18 protein-coding genes are annotated in these 23,687 nt (G+C 48.1%); 16 read left to right on the forward strand and 2 right to left on the reverse strand.

Annotation, left to right across the window (positions count from 1 at the left end):
• Positions 1–102: 102 nt before the first annotated feature.
• A complete protein-coding gene (locus B7991_RS12540; protein ID WP_088631127.1) occupies positions 103–978 on the forward strand; it encodes a hypothetical protein in 876 nt (291 codons plus the stop codon).
• 99 nt (positions 979–1,077) lie between these two features.
• Entirely contained in the window at positions 1,078–1,773 is a 696-nt protein-coding gene (locus tag B7991_RS12545; RefSeq protein ID WP_217898064.1) for an MBL fold metallo-hydrolase, read from the forward strand.
• A 108-nt stretch (positions 1,774–1,881) separates the two neighbouring features.
• Here B7991_RS12545 and pflB read toward each other — a convergent pair whose 3' ends face one another.
• Positions 1,882–4,137 carry a formate C-acetyltransferase gene (gene pflB, locus B7991_RS12550; RefSeq protein WP_088631129.1) on the reverse strand — a complete coding sequence of 752 codons (2,256 nt, stop codon included), beginning with the start codon at positions 4,135–4,137 and terminating at the stop codon, positions 1,882–1,884.
• Positions 4,138–4,506: 369 nt separating this feature from the next.
• On the opposite strand from pflB, the gene B7991_RS12555 reads away from it, so the two are divergent.
• The 11 genes from B7991_RS12555 (at position 4,507) to B7991_RS12605 (ending at position 18,262) form a co-directional block, all read left to right on the forward strand.
• Entirely contained in the window at positions 4,507–5,580 is a 1,074-nt protein-coding gene (locus B7991_RS12555; protein ID WP_088631130.1) for a family 16 glycosylhydrolase, read from the forward strand.
• A gap of 178 nt (positions 5,581–5,758) precedes the next feature.
• Positions 5,759–6,244, forward strand: coding sequence for a hypothetical protein (locus tag B7991_RS12560; RefSeq protein WP_088631131.1), 486 nt, complete (start codon positions 5,759–5,761; stop codon positions 6,242–6,244).
• 128 nt (positions 6,245–6,372) lie between these two features.
• Entirely contained in the window at positions 6,373–9,021 is a 2,649-nt protein-coding gene (gene alaS / locus B7991_RS12565; protein WP_088631132.1) for an alanine--tRNA ligase, read from the forward strand.
• 234 nt (positions 9,022–9,255) lie between these two features.
• Positions 9,256–9,705: a zinc ribbon domain-containing protein gene (locus tag B7991_RS12570; protein ID WP_088631133.1), complete on the forward strand. Its 450-nt coding sequence runs from the start codon at positions 9,256–9,258 to the stop codon at positions 9,703–9,705.
• A gap of 116 nt (positions 9,706–9,821) precedes the next feature.
• On the forward strand, positions 9,822–10,616 hold the full coding sequence (locus tag B7991_RS12575) for a MetQ/NlpA family ABC transporter substrate-binding protein (protein ID WP_088631134.1): 795 nt from the start codon (positions 9,822–9,824) through the stop codon (positions 10,614–10,616).
• 9 nt (positions 10,617–10,625) lie between these two features.
• A complete protein-coding gene (locus tag B7991_RS12580; protein WP_014545774.1) occupies positions 10,626–11,435 on the forward strand; it encodes a methionine ABC transporter ATP-binding protein in 810 nt (269 codons plus the stop codon).
• Positions 11,432–12,118, forward strand: a complete 687-nt coding sequence (locus tag B7991_RS12585; RefSeq protein WP_073423734.1) for a methionine ABC transporter permease — start codon at positions 11,432–11,434, stop codon at positions 12,116–12,118. The genes B7991_RS12580 and B7991_RS12585 overlap by 4 nt, the downstream gene beginning before the upstream one ends.
• Positions 12,119–12,223: 105 nt before the next feature.
• A complete protein-coding gene (locus tag B7991_RS12590) occupies positions 12,224–13,381 on the forward strand; it encodes a GGDEF domain-containing protein (RefSeq protein ID WP_088631135.1) in 1,158 nt (385 codons plus the stop codon).
• A 44-nt stretch (positions 13,382–13,425) separates the two neighbouring features.
• Positions 13,426–14,961 (forward strand): DEAD/DEAH box helicase, encoded by a 1,536-nt coding sequence (locus B7991_RS12595; protein WP_088631136.1) that lies wholly within the window; start codon positions 13,426–13,428, stop codon positions 14,959–14,961.
• 534 nt (positions 14,962–15,495) lie between these two features.
• The gene (locus B7991_RS12600; RefSeq protein WP_088631137.1) at positions 15,496–16,326 is read left to right on the forward strand and encodes a TIGR02147 family protein; all 831 of its coding nucleotides are present in this window, start codon (positions 15,496–15,498) and stop codon (positions 16,324–16,326) included.
• Positions 16,327–16,339: 13 nt separating this feature from the next.
• The gene (locus B7991_RS12605; protein ID WP_088631138.1) at positions 16,340–18,262 is read left to right on the forward strand and encodes an FISUMP domain-containing protein; all 1,923 of its coding nucleotides are present in this window, start codon (positions 16,340–16,342) and stop codon (positions 18,260–18,262) included.
• A 256-nt stretch (positions 18,263–18,518) separates the two neighbouring features.
• Here B7991_RS12605 and B7991_RS12610 read toward each other — a convergent pair whose 3' ends face one another.
• Complete coding sequence (locus B7991_RS12610; RefSeq protein WP_088631139.1) at positions 18,519–19,568, reverse strand: GSCFA domain-containing protein; 1,050 nt, start codon at positions 19,566–19,568, stop codon at positions 18,519–18,521.
• 203 nt (positions 19,569–19,771) lie between these two features.
• On the opposite strand from B7991_RS12610, the gene B7991_RS12615 reads away from it, so the two are divergent.
• The 3 genes from B7991_RS12615 (at position 19,772) to B7991_RS12625 (ending at position 23,683) form a co-directional block, all read left to right on the forward strand.
• Positions 19,772–20,602, forward strand: coding sequence for a TIGR02147 family protein (locus B7991_RS12615; protein ID WP_088631140.1), 831 nt, complete (start codon positions 19,772–19,774; stop codon positions 20,600–20,602).
• A 9-nt stretch (positions 20,603–20,611) separates the two neighbouring features.
• Entirely contained in the window at positions 20,612–22,534 is a 1,923-nt protein-coding gene (locus B7991_RS12620; RefSeq protein ID WP_088631141.1) for an FISUMP domain-containing protein, read from the forward strand.
• A 315-nt stretch (positions 22,535–22,849) separates the two neighbouring features.
• A complete protein-coding gene (locus B7991_RS12625; protein ID WP_088631142.1) occupies positions 22,850–23,683 on the forward strand; it encodes a TIGR02147 family protein in 834 nt (277 codons plus the stop codon).
• Positions 23,684–23,687 lie beyond the last annotated feature (4 nt).

The following is a 23,687-nucleotide window of genomic DNA, read 5'->3' on the forward strand; positions in this document are numbered from 1 at the left end:
GTATGGTTGGTAAATCCGTAATTTTTCCGGAGAAAATATCTTTTTTATTTTGCGATTCTTTTTAGATTTTATGGTGTATAAAATATTTTGGAAGAAAACATAATGAAACATTATTTGCAAATTTTGGTTGCAGCAGGCTTGTTTGCTGCGTGTTCAAGCGGTCCTGACGCACTTGCGTCTTCGGCAGGTGCTGCTGATAAGTCTTCGATTGTGCTTAGTGATGATGCTCAAAATTATTTGAATTCAGCGCGGGTTGCTTCATCGAACATTGCGGTCATTGAATCTGGTAATGAAACTTTTAATGAAATGAAAACACTCTTGAGTGAAAAGTATGATGTACGCGTTCTAAGTACCGATGAAAATGAAATTTTGTTTGAAAAGGAAGGTGTGCAAGTTGATCTTTCTGAATTGGAATCAAATCGAAAACAGTGCGCCAATGGGATATTGAAAACCATTATGCCTAGCAAGTATGCGGATAAGTATATGCTTGTTTCTGTTGATGAAGAATGGCAGTTTTCTGAGCACGAAGACTCAAAAATATCTGGATACACATTTAATTTCAAGCGTCTTTTTGAAGGCCGTGTTGTACGAAATAATAGAAACAACTTATATATTTCAACTGACGGAAATGGGCTCTTTAAAGATGGCCTAATCACTGTACAAGACCTGAAAACGACAACAGAAATGGTTGCGGTAAATGATGATGTTAAAGAAAATGTGGCCGTGCTGGATTCGATTTATAGAGAGAATTCATATACGGTTGTCGTTTGCAGTATGTGCAAAAGAGGGGAGAAGAAAGTTCAAATAAATAAAGTAATCATCACGGGTGTAGCCGATGCGTATTGCAAAAGTTCACAAAATTCGGATTTAAAGTTGTGGCCGTGTATTTCTTATACGACCAAAGAAAGTTTGGCCGATGGCGATACAATAGCTCGTGTTGTTGATGCTCCGTATTCGCGTGCGGTCAGTGCGGAATAAGGTCGTAATTATTTTTTTTGAGAATTGTGTTTACGCTATTGTTTATGAGAACAGAGAATCGGAGGAAAATTCTATCTTTGGCTTTCGATGACGAAAATCGTGAAACTGACAGATAGAATCCGGTATTTGCAAATGTCGTATGAGCCGCTGAGCGCGGATGTTGTTGCTGTGCGTGGCGATTCTGCGTGGTGGATTTTTGATGTGGGTGCCTGCGACGAGGCTGTTGATTTTATAAACGCGTTGCCGCGCAGTTCCGAGAGCTCGACGCATCTTGATACTAGCGAGTGCATCAAAAATGCCACTGTTCCGCTCAAAAAGAACATCGTAATTTCGCATTTTCATCGGGACCATTTGCTGAATGTCGTTCGGCATTGCAATGGCGAGGTTTCACTAGATTTTGATACGCTTTATGTTGGTTCGCATGCCTCAAAAGTCGTTGGCGAAATTGCTGGTCACGAAAAGATTACAGTGTCTTCACCACTTTCGTTTGACGATGTCGTGCATATCGAAATTTTGCCCATTCCGAATAGCCATGCGAAAGGCTCGCTTGCGCTTATTGTAGATGACTTCGTTTTCTTGGGCGATGCGACATATCCGATGGTAGGGCATGGAGAACCTGACGTGTACAATGTGCAGATTCTCGAACAACAAATCAAGATGCTCAAGTCGCTTACTGCATCGCGCTTTTGCTTAAGCCACAAGCGCGGCCTTGTGCGCGATAAAAGCTCTGTCATCCAGTTCTTGGAATCAGTGCTTGCCCGCCGCCAAAAGAACGAGAATTACATCGTGGCATGATTTTGCGGACTTTCCCGCAACATTTTCTCGCAACAATTTTCCGTAGCAATTTTACAAAAACAAAAAAGGTCCCCTTTCGGGAACCTTTTCGCTTAATTTGTAAGCCGATTAAAGCACGCCGTGTGCCTGGCGGGCAATCACGTCGAGCTGCTGTTCGCGAGTGAGCTTGATGAAGCGCACGGCGTAGCCAGAAACGCGGATCGTGAAGTTCTGGTATTCTTCCTTCTCCGGATGTTCCATAGCGTCCTTGAGCTTTTCGACACCGAACACGTTCACGTTCAAGTGGTGGCTGCTCTGGCCGAAGTAACCGTCGAGAACCTGCACGAGCTTGTTGGCACGTTCTTCGTCGTCATGGCCGAGTGCATCCGGGTTGATGGTCTGCGTGTTGCTGATACCGTCGAGAGCGTATTCGTACGGAATCTTGGCAACAGAGTTGAGAGATGCCAAGAGACCGTTCTTTTCGGCACCGTAGCTCGGGCTTGCACCCGGAGAGAACGGTTCGCCCTGCTTACGGCCATCCGGGAGTGCACCCGTAGCCTTACCGTAAACAACGTTACTCGTGATGGTAAGGATGGAAGTGGTCGGTTCTGAGTCACGGTAAGTCGGAGTCTGCTTGATCTTAGCCATGAACGTCTTGAGGAGCCAAACAGCGATGCTGTCTGCGCGATCGTCGTCGTTTCCATAACGCGGGAAGTCGCCTTCGATCTGGAAGTCTTCGGCAAGGCCCGTAGCCGGGTCACGGATGACCTTGACCTTAGCGTACTTGATTGCAGAAAGGGAGTCGACAACGTGGCTGAAGCCTGCGATACCCGTAGCAAACGTACGACGGACGTTGGTGTCGATGAGGGCCATTTCGGCAGCTTCGTAGTAGTACTTGTCGTGCATGTAGTGGATCAAGTTGAGCGTGTTCACGTACAAGTGAGCAATCCAGTCCATGTAGAGTCCAAACTTGTGGACGACTTCGTCGTAGTTGAGGTATTCGCTGGTGATCGGCGGATATTCCGGGCCAACCTGCGTACCCTTCACGAGGCATTCATCCTTACCACCGTTGATGGCGTAGAGGAGTGTCTTGGCGAGGTTTGCACGAGCGCCGAAGAACTGCATTTCCTTACCGGTCTGAGTTGCAGAAACGCAGCAGCAGATGCTGTAGTCGTCGCCCCAGATCGGACGCATCGTGTCATCGTTTTCGTACTGGATGGCGCTGGTCTTCACGGAGATTTCTGCAGCGAACTTCTTGAAGCTTGCCGGGAGGCGCGGGCTGTAGAGAATCGTGAGGTTCGGTTCCGGAGACGGACCCATGTTCACGAGCGTGTGCAAGAAGCGGTAGTCGTTCTTGGTCACCTGATGGCGACCATCCTGGCCGAGGCCAGCAACTTCGAGCGTAGCCCACACCGGGTCACCACTGAAGAGTTCGTTGTAGCTGGTGATACGGGCGAACTTGACCATACGAAGCTTCATCACGAAATGGTCGATGATTTCCTGAGCTTCGGTTTCGTTGATGACGCCGTTCTGCAAGTCACGGGTCATGTAAATGTCGAGGAAGGTCGAAACGCGGCCGACGCTCATGGCGGCACCGTTCTGCGTCTTGATGGCAGCGAGGTAACCGAAATAGAGCCACTGCACGGCTTCGCGGGCGTTCGTTGCCGGCTTGGAAATGTCGTAGCCGTAAATCTTGGCCATGACCTTCATGCCTTCGAGGGCCTTGATCTGTTCGGCGAGTTCTTCGCGCTGGCGGATCACGTGTTCGCGCATATCCGTTTCGTCGGTCAGAGCCTTGTCGGCCTTCTTCTGGGCGATGAGGTAGTCGATACCGTAAAGGGCGACGCGGCGGTAGTCACCGACGATACGGCCACGGCCGTAAGTATCCGGAAGACCCGTAATGATGTGGGCCTTGCGGGCCATACGCATTGCCGGCGTGTAAGCGTCGAAAACGCCCTGGTTGTGGGTCTTGTGGAATTCCGTAAAGATGCGGTGAAGTTCTTCGCTCGGCGTGTAACCGTAGTTCTTGCAAGATTCTTCAGCCATCTTGATGCCGCCGAACGGCATGAATGCGCGCTTGAGCGGCTTGTCGGTCTGGAGACCTACGATCTTTTCGAGATCCTTGGTTTCTTCGGAAATGTAGCCTGCCTGATGGCTTGTGAGAGTGGAGACAACGTCTGTGTCCATGTCGAGGACGCCACCCTTTGCAATTTCTCTCTTCTGTAGTTCCTGGAGTTCTGCCCAGAGCTTGTTCGTAGCTTCAGTCGGTCCCTGCAAAAACGACTTGTCGCCATCGTAGGGAGTATAGTTTTTCTGGATAAAGTCGCGGACGTTAATTTCTTCCTGCCAGCGACCGCCTTTAAAGCCTGTCCATGCTTCCTGCATAGTAACCTCTTTTGTCTCGAACCCGGCTGTCAATACAATTAAAAAGTTGTTTAACTTTTAAGCCTTGTAGAAAAAGGTGGGCCCGAAATTGTGCTTTTTTCTATCGATTTTTTTTGTAAAACGCAATATACATATTAAAAAAGGGGCAGGCAAGGTATAAAATGAGGCTTTTCAATCTGAAGTGACTTTGCAAAATGCTTACGAGAATGTTACATGGCTAATTTTTGAAAAAGTCGGTTTTTTATGTAAAAGTGTTTCAAAAATGTGTAAAATACAATCGATACAGTTGACTTTAAAAATGCTGTCGCTAGGTGTACGCTAGGGAAAATCAAAAACTATCTTATAGTTAAAGAAATTAAGAGGTCAACAATGAAAAAGATTCTTATTCCGATGGTTGCTGTGGCTTTCCTTGCTGCATGCTCTGATGAAGATACAAATTTCGCTGCTCCGCCGAGCACAAATGCAACGGTGTCTTCTAGTTCCGAAGCCCAGCTCCCTCCGACTGATTTGTCTTCGAGCTCTGTGTTGCCGGTTGGTGACTTGTCCTCGAGTTCGGTCGTCCTTCCGGAACTTTCTTCTAGCTCTGTCGAAGCTCTTCCGGGCGTGTCCTCAAGCTCTGTGGATGCCCTCCCGGGTGTTTCTTCCAGCTCGAATGGCGCTTCTCAGTTCACTTATGTAGTGCCGAAGCTGACCGCTCTCGATCCGACTAAGAAGTACTCCTTCTACGGCGCTGAACTTACTGGCCTTGACCAGTTCAAGTATGGCCGTTTCGAAGCTCGCATGAAGATGGCTGCCCTTTCTGGCACCGTGAGCTCCATGTTCGTCTATTATGATAACTCCTGGCTCAAGGAAGATGAACCGTGGAACGAAATTGATATTGAAGTTTTGGGCAAGGCTGCTGACAAGTGGCAGTCCAATATCATCACTCGTGAAGCCGATCCCACGATCAAGGCTACGACCGCTTCTGAAAGCAAGCCGCTTCATGAATTTGGCTTCGATGCTACGCAGGACTTCCACCTTTACGCAATCGTTTGGACTCCGGAATACGTTTCCTGGGAAATCGACAGCGTCGAAGTTCGCCGCGATACGCTTGGCATGAGCCGTGGTACCCATGCTGACGCAGACCAAGTGAAGTTCTTGACTAAGGAACAGTCTCTCCGCTTTAACCTCTGGGCCTCCAAGAGCTCTGCCTGGACGGGTAAGTGGGATGGCGGTGTTGGCCTCCCGGTCGAACAGCAGATTGACTATGTCCGCGTTTACTCTTACGATGAAGCTACCAAGGGCTTTACGATGCTCTGGCAGGACGATTTCGATGGCGAAGATCTTAACTACGACCATTGGAGCCGCGGTAACTGGGAAATGGAACGCGTGATGCTCCGTGAAGACAACGTCATCGTTGAAAACGGTGTTTGCCGCCTCATCATGGACTACGAAGCCGAATAAAAAGTTTGGTGTATAGAAACAAGCCTCCCGGAGAAATCTGGGGGGCTTTTTTGTATGTCATTCCCGCCACTTGTCATCCCGGACCCCGTTCCGGGAGGGAATATCCCTTTTTTTATAAAACATTTTTTGCTTTTCTTGAAATGTAAATGATTGTATATTGGTTTAAAAAGAGGTAATCATGAAAAAATTTTTCCTTACGGCTCTTGCCGCAATTTCGCTTGCTTTTATGGCTTGCGCCCCTTCTAAGCTTGACATTCAGGAGGCTTCGATTACAAGCGATGTGCTGATTGAAGTGCGTCAGGTTCTGAATGATTCTATTAGTTTGTATGTCGGAAATGTTTTCTATTTGAATTCGAAACAGATCGTGGGCGACGACATGTTCCCACTGCACGCAAGTACGCGTGATCCGTCGGAATTTGAAAAGCTCACGCCGACAGACGTGCTCAATAGCGATGAGGAATTCTTGAATTACTTGCGCCGCAAGGCCCCGGATATGATGAACGTGGGCATCGTGATTGGCGAAACCGCTTATAACGAAGTCGGCTTTGAAGAGGCTATCGCCGTTGAAAAGCTCACCAAGATTTTCCAGAAGATTCAGGGAGGCTCGCTCACGCTCTTCCACGAAAAAGAAGGCCACCTCACCGACATGAAAAAACTGTACTAGTAGTTGGTCGATAGTCGTTAGTCATTGGTCATTAGCTATTAGTTATTGGTACATTGTCATGCCCGCCTCCGTGCGGGCATCTCCTTTTTTTTCTAAATTTGTCGCCGTAAAAAATCAAAGGAATAGCTATGTCCGAAAAAATGACTTCTGCGCAAGTGCGCGAATCCTTTATCAAGTTCTTCGAATCCAAGGGCCACCTCTTTGTGCGTTCTTCGCCGGTGGTTCCGCATGACGACCCGACGCTCATGTTCACGAACGCGGGCATGAACCAGTTCAAGGCAATTTTCCTTGGCGACAATCCGAAGGGTTGGAAGCGCGTATGCAACAGCCAGAAGTGTCTCCGCGTGTCCGGCAAGCACAACGACCTCGACGTCGTGGGCCGCGACAACTACCACCACACCTTCTTCGAAATGCTCGGCAACTGGAGCTTCGGTGACTATTATAAGAAGGAAGCTATTTCTTGGGCCTGGGAACTCTTGACCGAAGTGTGGAAACTCCCGAAGGAACGCCTGTTCGCAACTGTCTATCAGGATGATGACGAAGCCTGGCAGATTTGGAAGGACGTGTCCGGTCTTCCGGATGACCGCATCATGCGTTTTGATGCACACTCCAACTTCTGGGAAATGGGCGACACCGGTCCGTGCGGTCCTTGCTCCGAAATCCATTACGATCGCGGCGACCTCGCTACGCAGGCCGAAACGTTCAAGGACCCGATCAAGGGCGTGAACGGCGAAAACGACCGCTACATTGAAATTTGGAATAACGTGTTCATGCAGTATGAACGCGTGAGCGACGGCTCCCTCATTCCGCTCAAGGCCAAGAACGTCGATACCGGTATGGGTTTCGAACGTATCTGCGCTATTCTTCAGGGCAAGACCAGCAACTACGATACCGACGTGTTCACCCCGATTATCGCAAAGATCGCTGAACTCTCTGGCGTTCCGTACAACGATGGCGAAGCCGGCACCCCGCACCGCGTGATTGCCGACCACATCCGCGCTATTTCGTTTGCAATTGCTGATGGCGCTCTCCCGTCTAACGAAGGCCGTGGCTACGTGCTCCGCCGCATCCTCCGCCGTGCTAGCCGCTTTGCCCGCCTCCTCGGTCAGAAGAAGCCGTTCATTTGCCAGCTCGTTCAGGTGCTCGCCGACACGATGGGCGATGCCTTCCCGGAAATCCGTGAACGCAAGGAATTTGTTGCTAGCGTGATTAAGAGCGAAGAAGAAAGCTTTATCCGTACGCTCGACGCTGGTCTCGAACGCTTCGCCGCTATCTCTGCCGAACTCAAGAAGGGCGACAAGATTCCGGGCGACAAGGTGTTCTTGCTCTATGATACTTATGGATTCCCGCCGGACCTCACTGGCATTCTCGCCGAAGAAAAGGGCCTCCTCATTGATGAAGAAGGCTATGAAAAGTGCATGAATGAACAGAAGGAACGCGCCCGCGCTAACATGAAGCAGGGCATCAACACGATGGGTACCGAAGGCTGGACGCAGTACAGCGAAGCTAGCACAAACTTTGTCGGTTATGAACTCTCCGCTTGCGAAACGAAGGTTGTCCGCTGGCGCGAAGACAAGGGCGTGCTCTCCATCGTCCTCGAAACCTCTCCGTTCTACGCCGAAATGGGTGGCCAGGTTGGTGACAAGGGAACGCTCGTTTCTGCCGACCTCGAAATCCAGGTGTTCGACACCGTGAAGGTGAACGATACTGCTCTCTGCCGTGGTAAGGTTGTGAAGGGCGATGCTAACGAAAAAACGATGGGCGCCGTGTTCATGGCTACTGTCGATAACGATCGTCGCGCTGACATCCGCAAGAACCACTCCGCAACGCACTTGCTCCAAGCCGCTCTCCGTGAAGTGCTTGGTACTCACGTGCAGCAGCAGGGTAGCTTCGTTTCGAACGAACTCCTCCGCTTCGACTTCAGCCACTTCAACGCCATGACCACTGAAGAAATCCAGAAGGTCGAAGACATCGTGAACGCCAAGATCATGGAATGCTTGCCGGTTCACACCGACGTGATGGACGTCGATGAAGCTAAGGCTAGCGGTGCTATGGCTCTGTTCGGCGAAAAGTATGGCGACAAGGTCCGCGTCGTGAAAATGGGTGACGCTGGCGTCGAATTCTCCCGCGAACTTTGCGGTGGCTTGCATGTGCAGAACACCGGTAACATCGGCATGGTGAAGATCGTTTCTGAATCTAGCGTGTCCGCAGGCGTGCGCCGTATCGAAGCCGTTTCTGGCCGTGGCGCCTTGAGCCTCCTCCGTGCTGGTACGCAGATCCTCACGGCTCTCCGTGAACAGCTCCGCTGCAAGGATGCCGAAGTTCTCGACCGCATTCAGCAGACGTTTGCCAAGACGCAGAACCTCGAAAAGAGCCTCCAGTCCGTGAAGCTTGAACTCGCAACGCTCGCCGCTGCCGAACTCTTGAACGGTGGCATCAACGTGATGGGCGTGAACCTCTACGTTCGCGAACTCTCCTTGCCGGATGAAAAGTACAAGAACTTGCTCGACGGCGTTCAGAACAAGCTTGACGTCGATAGCGTTGCTGTGATTGCGAACAAGGACAATGGTTCCGGTAGCATCGCCGTGATGGTTGGCAAGAACGTTCAGGCCAAGGGCATCAAGGCTGGCGACATCGTCAAGGATCTCGCTAAGGCTTGCAACGGTAAGGGCGGTGGCCGTCCGGACCGCGCTCAGGCTGGTACCCGCGAACCGGAAAAGATTGCCGAAGCTATCGCTAACGCTAACAACTGGATTAGAGCAAAGCTCGGTGCATAATGTCATTCCCGCCTCCGAGCGGGAATCTCCTCCTATAAAAGGTGTTCCTCGCATTTATGCGTGGCGCCTTTTTTTTGTTTGTGGACCTGGGGGGGGGCGCGTTTCTCGGTTGCGCATCTCTCGTAAAAAAGCAACAACCTGTTGCTTGCTTTTGTTATAGCTTGGTTCTATATTATACTCGTCAAAAGAAATGATAAACGATAAAAAATATTTTATTTGCAAAAGGAGAATATTATGGAAGTACGAGAAGTTTTGCTTAAGTTGCGCTCGAATCAAAACCTGACCCAGGACCAGATGGCCGAACGCTTGCATGTAACGCGCCAAGCTGTGAGCCGCTGGGAAACTGGCGAAACCCAGCCGAATACCGAAATGCTCAAAGTCATCTCCCGTGAATTCGACGTGTCCATCAACACGTTACTCGGCGCTCCGCGCCAACTCTTCTGCCAATGCTGCGGAATGCCTCTCAGCGAAGATTCCATGATCAGCCGTGAACTGAACGGCGAATTCAACGAAGATTATTGCAAGTGGTGCTATACCGACGGTAAGTTTGTTTACAACGACAAGTCGGTCCTCCTCGATTTTCTGCTTTCGCACATGCCCAATCCCGACAATACTCCCGATGCAGAACGCCGCGCCTTTTTCGACAAACACCTCTCGCAACTAAAGCATTGGAAACAAGCGTAAAGCGTTTTGCACAAAATACGTATAGAAAAATCCTATAAAACGCTATAGTTAAATATATCTTGCTGATAACTCTTGCTAATCCTATCTTTTGTGCGAAAAAAAATAGGAGAGTAAAAATGAATATCAGTAAGATTATTTTGTCTGTTGCTTTTGCCGCTATTGCTACGTTTTCTGCCGAAGTCATCAAGGTTGGTGCGACTCCGGAGCCGCATGCTTCCATCTTGAACTTGGTTAAGGATGACCTTGCCAAGGCGGGCTATGAACTCAAGGTTGTTGAGTTCACAGATTACGTGACTCCGAACGAGGCGCTGGAATCTGGCGAATTAGATGCCAATTACTTCCAGCATTTGCCTTACCTCGAAAGTTTCAATAAAGAAAAGGGAACGCATCTTGTGAATGCGGGCGGCATTCATGTGGAACCTTTCGCACTTTATCCGTCGAAGAATTCCAAGAAAAAGGTCAAATCGCTTGCAGATTTGAAGAAAGGTGCAACGATTGCGATTCCGAACGACCCGACCAACGAAGGGCGCGCCTTGCTTTTGTTGCAGGCTGCTGGCCTTATTAAGCTTGATCCAAAGTCTGGCATCACTGCAACTCCCATTGATATTACCGAGAATCCGAAAAAGCTGAAGTTCAAGGAACTGGAGGCTGCTTCGCTCCCGCGCATTTTGCAGGATGTGGATGCGGCCGCCATCAACGGCAACTATGCGATTCCGGCAGGTCTTAATGCATCGTCTCATGGTTTGTTTGTTGAAAATGCGAGTTCGCCTTACGTGAATGTTATTGCGGTCAAGGCGGGTAACGAGAAGTCTGCAAAGATTCAGGCCTTGGTGAACGCCCTCAAGAGCGAAAAGGTCAAGAATTGGATTAAGGGCAAGTACACCAAGGGCGAAGTGGTTCCCGTTTTTTAGATTGCGTCAATGCAGCTTAGGCTCGAACATCTCAATAAAACATACACGACAAAACGCGCAAGCGTCACGGCAGTCAAGGATGTTTCCCTTGATTTTCCTGATAATTCCATCATCGGCATTATCGGCAAGAGCGGGGCTGGCAAATCTTCGCTGTTGCGGCTTGCGAGTTTGTTGGAAACTCCCGATAGGGGTGAGGTCTATTACGATGGCGTTCGTGTGGACCATTTGCCAAAAAAAGAGCTGAACCGCCGTAGGCTCGAAATCGGAATGATTTTCCAGAATTTTAATTTGTTCAGTTCTCGCACGGCAGGCAAGAATGTGGCGTTCCCGCTGGAACTTGCAGGCTGGAACCGCCGCGATATCGACGCTCGCGTCAAAGAGATGCTTGCGCTTGTGGGCCTTGAAGACCGCGAGAAGTCGCCGATTACAACACTTTCGGGTGGTCAAAAACAGCGCGTGGCGATTGCACGTGCCTTGGCGCCGCGGCCGAACATTCTTTTTTGCGACGAAGCGACGAGTGCGCTCGACCCGCAGACGACTCACGAAATTCTGGACTTGATTAAGAAAATCCACGCAGGAATGAATCTCACAGTGGTGATGATTACGCACCAGATGGAAGTGGTGCGCGATGCTTGCCAATATGTCGCTGTTGTAGACAAAGGTTACGTTATCGAGACGGGGGCGGTGTCGGATGTTTTCCGTTCACCCAGGCACGAAATCACTCGTGAATTTTTGTCGAACATCCGTCGCGAAGAAATCACAGTGGATTCCGCTATCGCTTATTTGCAGGCTCAAGGTTACGAGGTGAACAAAAGATGAGTCCTATAACAGAACTGGTTTTGCAATCGACTTGGGAAACTGTCGTCATGGTTTTCTTTTCGACGTTGTTCGCGATTCTTCTCGGATTTCCTCTTGGAATTTTCTTATTTGTCACATCCCCGCGCGGTATCGCTCCCAAAATTATTCCGTATCAATTAATTAGCCGTATCGTGAATGTGCTACGTTCGTTCCCGTTCGTGATTTTGATGATTGTGCTGTTCCCGCTTTCCCGTGTGGTGTTGGGTACGGCGATTGGAACTGAGGCTACGATTATTCCGCTATCCATTGCGGCGGCTCCTTTTATTGCGCGCTTGACCGAAACGGCGTTGAACGAGGTGGACAAGGGCGTAATCCAGGCGGCTGTTGCCATGGGCGCATCCAAACGTCAGGTGGTGCGAAAAGTGTTGATTCCCGAAGCGCTTCCATCGATTATTTCTGGTGTTACTTTGACTATAATCACGCTGATTGGCTATTCGGCGATGGCGGGGGCAATCGGCGGGGGAGGTCTTGGTGATCTAGCCATCCGTTATGGCTACCAGCGTTTCCGTACTGACGTAATGATCGAATCGGTCGTTATCATCATTGCGATGGTGGAGGTTATCCAGTTCCTCGGCAACAAGGCGGCAACTTTGGTGGTGAAATACCCTATCGGGAGTTTTGGACGCCAGAAAAGTCCTAAATAATTTCTTGAAACTTCTTTTTTTTTGTTGCAAAAAGCGTTTTTCTGCGGAACCCTTATTGCCAAGATTGCCTAATTATAATGTATAATTAGGGAGCAGGTTGGAAATATGGAGCCGTTATTTAATCTAGAAAGCATTTATGTTACAAACGTAATCGGGATAGTTCTGATTGCTGTCATGATTGTTTGTAATTTATGGCGTTTCCAGACGCGCAGCCGTGCGGACCGGAATTTGCTATTGATGATGTTCCTTGCTCTCACGAGCTGCATAGCCGACCCGATTTCTTATTCGATGAAGGGCGTGCCCGGCCTTGTTCCAAAGATTGCCGTTTATGCGACGAGTACGTGGCTTTTTGCGGCGAATATGCTTGCAAGCTTTTTCTGGGTGCGATTCCTTTCGTTCCATTTGAATGGTGGAATCCCGCGCCGTTCTAGAATTGTGCTCGACTCAATTGTTGCCGTTGGCATTACTTTGCTCTTGATAAATATCTTTACGCCGATTGTATTTTCTATCGACGAGAACAACCTTTATTCGAGAACTGATCTGTACGCTTTCTTCTTAGTGGTAGATTACTTTTTTGTCGTTTATAGCGTTGTGGTTTATATCAAGGCGCGCTCAAAGGGCGGCATCCTCAAGTTTTTCCCGATTTGGGTTTATCTCGCGCCGATTCTCATCGGTGGTGTGGTGCAGTCGCTTTATTATGGAATTTCTGTGATTCCGACGAGTATCGCCGTCTCGATTGCGGGCGTGCTTGCGAGTCTCCAGAACGAAATGATTTACCATGACCAGCTGACAGGTCTTTTTAACCGTTCCTATTTGAATTATCTGTTGGACAAACTTACGGACCGGACGAAGTTGAACATTACGGGTATCATGATTGACTTGAATGGGTTCAAGCGTATCAACGATGAATTAGGCCATGCGGTGGGTGACGATGCATTGGTGATAACGGCCCGAATCCTGAAATCGGCGGTGGGTAACGCAGGTAGCGTAGTTCGCTATGCGGGCGATGAATTTATTATTTTGTTGAATACTCAAGATGACGTTGCAATAGAAAATTGCCTTGCTCGAATCCGCCACTCTTTTGATAAATTCAATAAAGAAACTGACAAACCCTACAAACTTTTTATTTCTGTTGGCTTCCACAAGTTCGACATGAAGAACGAAAGTGCGGATGCCTTTATTAACGCTGTTGATGAGCGCATGTACGAGGATAAAGAAGCGTTCTATGCCGCTCATGCCGAAATGAATCGCCGTAAGCGCTGACTGTTCGAGAGGTATAAGCCTCTCTTTTTCTATCTTTGCGCAGTATGAAATTTGAAGAACTTCCTTTGGCAAATCCATTGCAGCGGGCTGTCCGCGCTGTTGGTTACGAAACCCCGACCCCGATTCAAGAACGTTCCATCCCGAGCCTTCTCGAAGGCAAGGATCTCTTGGGAATTGCTCAGACGGGAACCGGTAAGACGGCTGCTTTTGCTCTCCCGATTTTGCAGCGACTTTTGGATTCCGGGAAGTTCCGTTCTCCCAAAACTTGCCGTGCTTTGATTTTGTTGCCGACACGTGAGCTTGCCATCCAGGTGGAAGACTGCTTCAAGGATTATGCGCAGTTCACGGCGATTTCGACGGCGTGCATTTTTGGTGGCGTGAACGACAATCCGCAAAAGCAAAAGCTTATTCGTGGTGTCGATGTGCTTGTCGCTACCCCAGGACGTTTGTTGGATTTAATTGGTCAAAAGGCCGTGTCGCTCAAGAAGCTTGAATTCTTTGTGCTTGACGAAGCAGACCGCATGCTGGACATGGGCTTTATCCATGATATCCGCAAGGTCGTCGCGATGCTCCCGCAAGACCGACAGAATTTGTTCTTTAGTGCTACGATGCCGGAAGAAATTTCGAAACTTGCCGCGACGATTTTGCGCCCGAATCCGGTGCGTGTTGAAGTTGCGCCGCAGAGCACTCCGATTGAACGCATCCGTCAGGAACTTTACCGCATTGACAAGCGCCGCAAGGGGGCTCTCCTCAAGGAACTCTTGGCAGAACACCCTGAAATGAAAAAGGTGCTTGTCTTCTGTCGTACAAAGCATGGTGCCGATAAAATTGTGCGCGTTCTCGAAAAGGCCGGCATCAAGTGTGCCGCCATTCACGGGAACAAGAGCCAGAACCGTCGTCAAGAAGCTCTCGGAAATTTTAAGTGCGAACAAATTCGAGTACTTGTGGCTACAGACATTGCTGCACGTGGCATTGACGTGGACGATGTGAGCCATGTATTCAATTACGACTTGCCGAATGAACACGAAACGTTCGTGCATCGCATTGGCCGTACGGCCCGTGCAGGGAAGGAAGGCGTTGCTATTTCGTTCTGTTCTCCGGACGAAGAATCCGATTTGCGCGGGATTGAAAAGCTTACTCGTGTGAAAATCCCGGAAGGCGATCAGAGCATTTACGAGAAGCTCCCGCCTCCGCAAAAAGAAACTGCCGAAAGCATGATGCGCAATTCTCGCGGTCGCATGTCGCGCGAAGAAGCTCAGGCCTGCGCTGCGAAAACTCGCAATAAACAAGGTTCGCATAAGGATAATCGCGGTCCTCGCGGTCGCAAGGACAACCGCAATGAAAATCGCGAGAATGCCCGTAATGCAAATGATGAAAATCTTCAGCGTAACAATGCTCCGCGCAATCACGAACAGGACTCTCGCAATGAATCTCGCAATTCCGCCCAGAATGTGAACGCGCAGAACGCTCCTGCCGACAACACCCCGAATCCGCAGAACGGCGGTCGCCGTCATCGCCGTAACCGCCCGGGTTCCCGTGCTCGCCGCCGCATGCGCGAATCGCAATCCCAACAGCATTAAAATATCGCTGCGGGCGCAACGCCCGCGCATTTCCTTTACATTGTCATCCCGGCCTTGTGCCGGGATCGCCATTCCATCGTATTGCCATGCCCGACTTGATCTCTTTGACTACTTGCAGTTTTGCTGCTTTGTAGTCGTGATCCGCGTATGGGGAGGGCATCTCCCTTTACATTGTCATCCCGGCTTGAGCCTGCCCCGGACGTGTTCCGGGGTGCCGGAATCGCCATTCCATCGTATTGTCATGCCCGTCGGAGCCTGTGCTGAGCGCAGTCGAAGTGAGCGGGCGTCTCCTTTTGCGTTGTCATCCCGGACTCCGTTCCGGGATCGCCATTCCCTATTGAAAAAAAATCTACAATACTTTTGTGTTGTGGAAAATGATTAAAATTTTATAATAATCTGTAAAATCACAATAATTTTAACAAAAATCACTATTTTGTATTGTAGACTATTGCTGTTTTTAAATTTTTGTTGTATATTTGGCTTCGAGAGTGATTTGGACGGGTAAAATCTCCAATTCAAAATAAAGGAGGAAAAATGAGAGAAATCCTGGAATATACGAGCTATCGCCAGTATATTGCAGATTACTATGCCGATAAAAAGGCGAAATCTGCGTTTACTTGGCAGGAGTTCGCGAACGAAGCAGGTTTTTCTTCGCGTGTTTATCTAAAATACGTGAGCGAAGGCCGCTTCAATTTGAGCGATTCGGCGGCCGCTCGCGTGGCAGATGCCATGCGCTTGTTCGATTACGAACGCGAATATTTCACCGAAATGGTCAAGTTTGACCACGCCAAGACGGACACAGAAAAGAAGGCCGCTTTCAGCAAAATGCTTGCAATTGCGGACGCCCACAAGGCTAAAATCTTGGAAGGCGATGCTTTCCGCTTTTTCGAAAGCTGGAAAAATCCGGTCATTCGTGAACTCGCTCCATCAATGCCTGGCGCAAAACCGCTTGCTCTAGCTCATGCCTGCCGCCCAGAAATTACCGCTGCCGAAGTCAGCGATGTGCTGAACTTCCTCGTCAAAGGCGGATTCCTGAAAAAAGATGACGAAGGCAATTACGTACAAACGGAAAAGTCCTTGACAACGGGCCCCATGGGGGTAACGCCTTTGGCTGTCCGCACGATGCACCGCCAAATGGGCGAACTCGCGCTTGAGGCGATTGAAGGTGTCGCTCAGGACAAGCGAAATTTCTCGGGTGTTACATTCGGTATCACTAAAGAAGGCTACGATGAAATCGTGCAAGAAATTGCCGATTGCCGTAAAAAAGTTATCGCCATTGCTCGGAAAAACGCCGCTACAGACGAAGTCTATCGCCTGAACATGCAGCTTTTCCCGCTGACGCAAAAACAAGAATTAAAAAAATAGAGTTGGAGGAATCATGAATTACTCAAAATTTAGCGGACAGTTTGTCTGCAAAATGGCGATGCTGCTCGCCTTTATGTTTGCAGCGTGCTCGGAAACGGATTCAGGAAACAATGTTGCCGGTGGCACCGTCGAAGAGACTGGCGTCTATGCCATGGCGGGCCGTATTGGAAATGTTTATCCGAGTATGTTGTCGGCGAGGACTAGTAGCGGACAGGAAATTTCCTGGAGTGCCGAAAACGATGTTACTGTAAAGAAGGGCTCTGTTGTCACATTGTTCGAGCTGGATTCCGTAACGCTTGATACGACCGGTAACTACGTTATAGATACCGTTTTGAGCGATGACGGTAAATTCTCTTTTGAAAACATTGCCTTCCATAGTCCGTATGTGTTAGTGTCCGTGCTGGAATCTTGCGGTAGTATAGAGTGTGGTCGAGAAGAACTGAAATATTACCGGAGTGATATCTACTTTAGTGATGATTACGATCAAATTGAGTATTCAAGAATGTTGAGTGCTGTTATTGATCTGCGTAAATCGGAAAATGTCAGTATCAATATTTTGACTCACATGAAAAGTCCTGTAGTTCGAGGGCTTGTCGCTTCGGGAAGTTCGTTTGACGAGGCGAATGTGGAGGCCGAACGTCTGGTTCTTGAAAATTATGGAATATATAAGAAACTGGGCCGCTTTGAAAGCCTCGACAGTGCAGAAAATGAGGAACTTGCATTTGTAAGACAACTGGTCCAGGAATATGCAGGGCTAGATACGAATGTGGTTCCTAATCACGATAATCTGGAAATGCTGATTGAACAATATTGGAATGTTCCTCCTAAGGTTTACGCGTCTGAAGGTAAGGAACAGATGTATTGGAATACGATAAAGATGCTGAAATACAAGCTTGGCTATTGGGCGAAGAAAATGGGACACGCCCAGTGTACAGAGAAAAATGAAGGAGAAATGTTTGAACTGAACCAATATGAATATAATTCCTCGATGATCGTGTGCCGTTCGGGTGAATGGGTGCCTGGTTATAAGTCAATCGAGTATACGACGGGTGAACTTGTCGATGCTCGCGATGGAAAGGTTTATAAAACCGTCACGTACGATATCAATGGAAAAACGCAAACGTGGATGGCGGAAGATTTGGATTATACGGGAGCGATTTCTGCATCGGGAGATTCTCTCAAGGCGGATTTGCTTGAACGCTCGGTTTGCTTTGATAAAAAGGAATCGGAACGCAGGACATATGAAAGAAATTCGAGCTGCGAAGCTAGTAGCCGCGAGTACCGTTGGGAAGCCGCGATGAATCTTGACAAGGAATCGGTGCGGTTCTTGGCAGTCGATTCTTCGAGTGATACGGCCTATATGCCGGATACGTGTATGTATTCGTATAAGGTGATGGCCGACAGCGAAGCCGCTTGGCATGCGATTTCCTGTAGTTCGCCAGAAGAAGAATGCTTAGGAAATTTGTGGTGGGACGCTGCTGGCACGGGGTACTGCGCTGCCATATTTGAAGAAAATGGTGGCTTGGGTGCGTGGAACTGGAACTATGCGGAGCTGATTCCTGAATTTAATTCTTCGTCTTATCAGGGAATTTGCCCCGATGGCTGGCGAATTCCGAATAAAAGCGATTGGGAAACCCTGCGTCAGTATATAGTGGAACAGTATGGAGTGGATACGGCTAGAGTGGGCGCGGTCCTTGCCGATGAAGTCGGTTTCGGGTTTGGGATGAAGGACGATTTACACCCATACCATGGAGATGGTGATTGGATGATTGTGGCTCCGATTCGTTCCTATATTGTGGCTCCTGATTTTCAGGATGGTCCTTTTGCTGGCGCGAGCGGAGTCCTAATTGGCGATAGGATGAGTTATAGCTATTGGCCTGCGGATTCTTACTACTATGTCTTTGATCCGTATTTTGTCCGTTGCATCAAGGACTAATAAAGTTCACTGTAAAATTCTCTCTCTCACTTTCTGTTTTTTGTTAGGAGGAAAGGAGGAGGGCGGGCTTCGGCCCGCCTTCTTTTTTACGTCATCCAGAGTCGCGAAGCGACGAAGGATCCAGTCAACTCTCGCTTTGCGTTGTCATTGCACTTCGTGCATGACTCGTTCGCCTCGGATATAGGAACATGCAAGCGTGTTCCTGCATCTCTCGGCTCCTTTGTCATTCCAGCCTTGAGCCGGAATCTCCTCTGCGTTATAATTTCAGCCCTTCGATTTGTCTTTCGAGTTTTTGGGCTTCGGAGTGCATCTTTTGCAAGAACGCCGCCGTGGCGGGCGAATTAACATCTTGTATGCGGTGGTTCGCGCTTTTCAAGAACTTTTCGACCTGCTTGATGTCTTCAAGCGTTTTCCCGTCGCAGTAAGTTTCTGCCATGCGCTCGAAAATGTAGCCTTCCGCCGTCTTTGACAAATGAATCATGTCATCATCGTAAAAACGGTAGTCGCGCAGCTCGTCCATCACGATCTCGTAACTCGGGAAATAACTGATGGTCGTCGCAGACTCTGTGACGATTTCTCTGATGACCTTCTCTATCGCAAGTTGCAAAGTCGCTTTCGATAGCGTGTTCTCGTGTGCGCCATCGCTTAAATGCCGTAACGGCGAAACCGTAAAGACAATGTGAAATTCGCGATTCTTGCCTTGCTCGTCATTGCGAGCCGAAGGCGGAATGATTCGGTCATTTTTTAACTTCAGTAAATCCCGCACGATGCTTTTCAGCGCTTCGGTGGCGTGGTCTACAGAAATCATCTTGCGAATAAACAGGTTTGGATTTTGCCTGTGGCAATTCGAAACGGCGATGCCGCTCTCCTTCAAAAAGTACACGAACGCGGTTCCGAGCGTGATAAACACGACGTCGGCTTTCTGCAAAAACTCTCGAGCTTCTTGCGTGGCTGCGTTCAATTTTGCAATACATTCTTCACGAGTTGCTGCCGAGAGCGAGCCGTGTGCGTTCCAGCAATGCCAAGGGCCGCGAATCTCGTTGCGGCTCTCCGAAACGCCCAATCGCATGTCCTGGAAAACGTCCGCCTCTCCAAAAATTTTCCCGTTTGCAATCGCTTTAATCTGCATCGCCGCTGAAAGCGGATTGTAAACCGTCCCGAACGGATTTGCTAAAACGTTGAATTTTCGCGATGCAAACTGTGCCGAGATGTTGTCGGCAAAGCAAGATCCGAAAAATGCGAGCCTAGAATTGTAGTCAATCTGCCAATCAGCAGCCGGAATATCGATTTTCGTAAAAAAGTCCATGAAGTAAATATAGTAGGATAAAACTACAATATTCTTTATATTGTGAAATTATGTAATTTTTATAATTGTTATTGAAATCTTTAAATTTATCGTAAAAATCAATAAAATATATTGTAAAACTATTGATTTTTGAAAATGTATGAGCTATATTTAAAGTAACAACAAACGATCGTTAGCGAATGGGTCGTTGGTTAGGAGGAAAAATGAAAGAAATACTTGAATATACGGACTACCGCCAGTATATTGCAGATTACTATGCCGATCGAAAGGCGAAGACTGCATTTTCTTGGCAGGAGTTTGCCAAAACGGCGGGATTCTCTTCGCCGGTCTATCTTAAATATGTGAGCGAGGGCCGCTTTAACTTGAGCGAAGATGCTGCAACTCGCACGGCGCAGGCAATGTGTCTTGCTGATTACGAACGCGAGTTCTTTGTCGAGATGGTCAAGTTTGACCATGCGAAGAACGATAGCGAAAAACGCGCCGCGTTTAGCAAGATGGTCTCAATCGCGGAATCCCGCAAGGCGAAAATCGTCGATGGAGAATCCTTCCGCTTTTTTGAAGATTGGAAAAATCCGGTGCTCCGTGAACTCGCCCCTGCGATGCCGGGTGCAAAGCCTTTGGCAATGGCGCATGCTTGCCGCCCTGAAGTTTCGGCAGCTGAAATTTCTGAGTCGCTGAGTTTTTTGGTCAAGGCAAATTTGCTTCAAAAAGACAAAGACGGGAACTACGCCCAAACCGACAAAGTCGTGACGACTGGTCCGATGGAATTCACTCCGCTTGCCGTTCGCGGATTGCACCGCCAAATGGGCGAGTTTGCACTCGACGCAATTGAAGGCGTCCCGCAAGATGAACGCCATTTCTCGGGTCTTACACTTGGTATCACTCGTGAAGCGTACGAAAAAATCGTGCAGAGGATTGCCGAATTTCGCAAGGACATCATTGCGATTGCGACAAGTGAAACTGCAACGGAAGAAGTCTACCGTCTGAACGTGCAGTTCTTCCCGATGACAAAAAAGAGTGTTAAAAAGGACTAGGAGGAAACTATGAATTTCAACAAAATTACTTTGGCTGCGCTGATGGCGCTCCTTTTTGTGGCTTGCTCCGATGATAACAAGTCTGTTAGCGCGATGGGTGGAGCCGAAGAAGAACAGGGCGTCTATGCCTTGGCTGGGATGGTTGGCGACATCTATCCGAAATTGGTGAAGGTTACGGATTCGGAAAAAACATCAAGCGATTCTTTAGAATATGAAGGATCTATATTTGCTGCTAAGGGAACGGTTGTCACTGTTTATGAATTGGATTCTTTGACTTTCGATACGACGGGTCGTTCTTTTGTTGATACTGTCGACAACGATGATGGTCGCTTTGAATTTAAAGATCTTGCTTTGAATAGTCCATATGTGTTGATTGAAACTCGTGACTCCTGTTATTATGAGAACTGCGGAGAGCGAGGAATTTTCTATGGACGTCGTGCAGGAAAGGCCGTTGATAGTACAAGAGGGGATAAGTATCCGCTCACGTTGAGTGCTATTGTAGATTTACGACAAGTGAAAAAATTAAACGTTAGCACATTGACAAGTGTGAAGATTCCGTTGTTACGTGAATTTATTGCAGAAGGAAAGTCTTTTGATGAAGCGAACCGGATGGCGGAACGCAAAATTCTTGAGGACTTCGGTATATATAGTGATCTTGGGGCTTTTGAAACTATGGATCAGGAGGGTTCCGAATTACCTTTTGTTAATGAATTGGCTCGTTTGGATGATTGGGATCTGCGTATTGATTTTCTCTTTACTGATGTAATGCTCTATTTTGCATCGCCAAAGGCTTTCTCTATTCGAGAACCTGTCGTGGAACAGTTTTATTTGAATTCCATGAAAATGATGCAATATAAGACGAATTATATGGCTAAAAAAGATGGCTTAGGAAGGTGCGATGAATCTCGTGAAAATACTGAAGGTAGGGTTAAGGCTGGGGCATATGAACATAAATATGCGTCTGTGGTGTGCCGCTCTGGTAATTGGACTATTGGTTTTAAAACGATTGAGCACACGAATGGAACTATGGTGGATGATCGTGACGGCAAAAGCTATAAGACCGTAACGTATAATTGGGGTGATGGCTCGCAAACCTGGATGGCGGAAAATCTCAATTACGCCGATACGACTTCGTTGAGTGCGGATAGTGCGTTGAAGGCTAATCTGCGAGGAAGTGTGTCGTGCTATCGCTCGGCGCGTGATAACGAAAACTGCGATGTTTACGGGCTTGCGTATCAGTGGCGTGCTGCGATGAATGTTAATTATGATGATGCTAGGACGTATACGGTTGATTCTTTGGGAGATACGACATATGTCGAAAAGAAGTGCGTCGATGGATTTTTGAATGATTGGAATTATCCTTATGATAGTATCAGAAACGCGTGCGATACGCTGTACTATCCTGAAGAACATATGGGAAGTTTGCCGTATTTTAAATATTGGACATGGAACTATGCAGATTATGCTACGCAGATTAATCAAAGTGCGTATAAAGGAGTCTGCCCGGATGGATGGAGAATGCCGACGTTTAACGATTGGAAAGCTTTGCTGAAAAATATGAGTAAAGCGTATGGCTTTGATGGTGTCGGAACAATTGTTCTGTATGACGAGGCGGCGACTGGTTTTGGTTTGAAAAATAATGTTGCCATTAAATTGTATGACTCAGATCGTGTCCGTGTTGGGGTGAATTCAGGGTTTTATAACAATTTCCTCGTCGCTGATATTCCAATGTATGTTTTTGAGGTCTTCGAGTATTTCATGAAGGGCGAAAGCTTGGGCATTGAAATGGGAGATCTGAGATATCCTTTGGATGTCTATGAGGATTATCTGGAACATCCGGAAAATCGAGGGCGAGGCCCGGATCTTCCGTTCTTGTGGAACGATCCTTATGCTCCTTATATGATGGGTGCTGTGCGCTGCATAAAAGAATAAATAGTCAAAACGTAATACAATTATTGGTTAGGAGGAAAGGGAAGACGGGGTTCGCCCCGCCTTCTTTTTGTGCTGTGTCATCCCGGCCTTGTGCCGGGATCACCTTCTTGTTTTTTTACTAGACTGTTTTATATTGTGAAAAATGATTGATTTTTTAATTAAATTTTTATAAAACGCTAAAATTTGATAAAAAATTAGATTTTATATTGTAAAAACTATTGACTTTTTAGAAATTGAATGTATATTTGAATTGTGAAACGGTTTATGCTTTATTCGCAATGTGTGGAATCGTAAAGCCGTTTGTTAGGAGGAAACATGAGAGATGTGCTAGAATACACTAGCTATCGGCAGTATATTGTGGACTATTACGCCGATAGAAAAGCTAAGTCCGCATTTACCTGGCAGATGTTTGCTGAGAAGGCTGGCTTTTCTTCGCCCGTTTACCTGAAGTACGTGAGCGAAGGCCGGTTCAACTTGAGCGAAGAAGCTGCGCTCCGCGTTGCTTCAGCAATGTCCCTTGTGGAATACGAGCGGGATTATTTCTGTGAAATGGTCCGCTTTGACCACGCCAAGACGGATGAAGAAAAAAAGTTTTTCTTCAACAAGATGCTTGCGATCGCTGCTGCGCACAAGGTGAAAATCATAGAGGCCGATTCTTACCGCTTTTTCGAAGACTGGAAAAATCCGGTGCTCCGTGAACTGGCACCTTCGATGCCGGGCGCAAAGCCCCTTGCTCTTGCCCGTGCCTGCCGTCCAGAAATTACTGCTGCTGAAGTGACGGAGTCGCTAAGCTTTTTGGTTAAGGCGAATTTATTGCAAAAGGGCAAGGATGGAAATTATGTACAGACCGAAAAATCCGTGACGACGGGTCCCCTACAGGCGACACCGGTAGCGGTTCGTTCGCTCCATCGGCAAATGGGCGAATTCGCGCTCGAGGCTATCGAAGGCGTATCTCAGGATGAACGCCATTTTTCGGGCCTTACACTTGGCATCACGCGCAAAGCCTACGAAAAAATCGTTCAGGAAATTGCCGAGTGCCGCAAACGCATCGTTGCAATCGCGAGAGAAGATGATGCAACGGAAGAAGTGTATCGCTTGAATATGCAGTTCTTTCCGATGACGAATAAACATTTAAATAAAAAAGGTTAGGAGG

This window comes from Fibrobacter sp. UWB3 (assembly GCF_002210405.1).
GTDB lineage: Bacteria > Fibrobacterota > Fibrobacteria > Fibrobacterales > Fibrobacteraceae > Fibrobacter.

What these genes read in the sequence shown, in the direction of transcription:
- B7991_RS12540 (WP_088631127.1), top strand. Translation starts at nt 103, where the DNA reads ATGAAACATTATTTGCAAATTTTGGTTGCAGCAGGCTTGTTTGCTGCG.
- pflB (WP_088631129.1), bottom strand. Translation starts at nt 4,137, where the DNA reads ATGCAGGAAGCATGGACAGGCTTTAAAGGCGGTCGCTGGCAGGAAGAA.
- B7991_RS12555 (WP_088631130.1), top strand. Translation starts at nt 4,507, where the DNA reads ATGAAAAAGATTCTTATTCCGATGGTTGCTGTGGCTTTCCTTGCTGCA.
- B7991_RS12560 (WP_088631131.1), top strand. Translation starts at nt 5,759, where the DNA reads ATGAAAAAATTTTTCCTTACGGCTCTTGCCGCAATTTCGCTTGCTTTT.
- alaS (WP_088631132.1), top strand. Translation starts at nt 6,373, where the DNA reads ATGTCCGAAAAAATGACTTCTGCGCAAGTGCGCGAATCCTTTATCAAG.
- B7991_RS12570 (WP_088631133.1), top strand. Translation starts at nt 9,256, where the DNA reads ATGGAAGTACGAGAAGTTTTGCTTAAGTTGCGCTCGAATCAAAACCTG.
- B7991_RS12575 (WP_088631134.1), top strand. Translation starts at nt 9,822, where the DNA reads ATGAATATCAGTAAGATTATTTTGTCTGTTGCTTTTGCCGCTATTGCT.
- B7991_RS12580 (WP_014545774.1), top strand. Translation starts at nt 10,626, where the DNA reads ATGCAGCTTAGGCTCGAACATCTCAATAAAACATACACGACAAAACGC.
- B7991_RS12585 (WP_073423734.1), top strand. Translation starts at nt 11,432, where the DNA reads ATGAGTCCTATAACAGAACTGGTTTTGCAATCGACTTGGGAAACTGTC.
- B7991_RS12590 (WP_088631135.1), top strand. Translation starts at nt 12,224, where the DNA reads ATGGAGCCGTTATTTAATCTAGAAAGCATTTATGTTACAAACGTAATC.
- B7991_RS12595 (WP_088631136.1), top strand. Translation starts at nt 13,426, where the DNA reads ATGAAATTTGAAGAACTTCCTTTGGCAAATCCATTGCAGCGGGCTGTC.
- B7991_RS12600 (WP_088631137.1), top strand. Translation starts at nt 15,496, where the DNA reads ATGAGAGAAATCCTGGAATATACGAGCTATCGCCAGTATATTGCAGAT.
- B7991_RS12605 (WP_088631138.1), top strand. Translation starts at nt 16,340, where the DNA reads ATGAATTACTCAAAATTTAGCGGACAGTTTGTCTGCAAAATGGCGATG.
- B7991_RS12610 (WP_088631139.1), bottom strand. Translation starts at nt 19,568, where the DNA reads ATGGACTTTTTTACGAAAATCGATATTCCGGCTGCTGATTGGCAGATT.
- B7991_RS12615 (WP_088631140.1), top strand. Translation starts at nt 19,772, where the DNA reads ATGAAAGAAATACTTGAATATACGGACTACCGCCAGTATATTGCAGAT.
- B7991_RS12620 (WP_088631141.1), top strand. Translation starts at nt 20,612, where the DNA reads ATGAATTTCAACAAAATTACTTTGGCTGCGCTGATGGCGCTCCTTTTT.
- B7991_RS12625 (WP_088631142.1), top strand. Translation starts at nt 22,850, where the DNA reads ATGAGAGATGTGCTAGAATACACTAGCTATCGGCAGTATATTGTGGAC.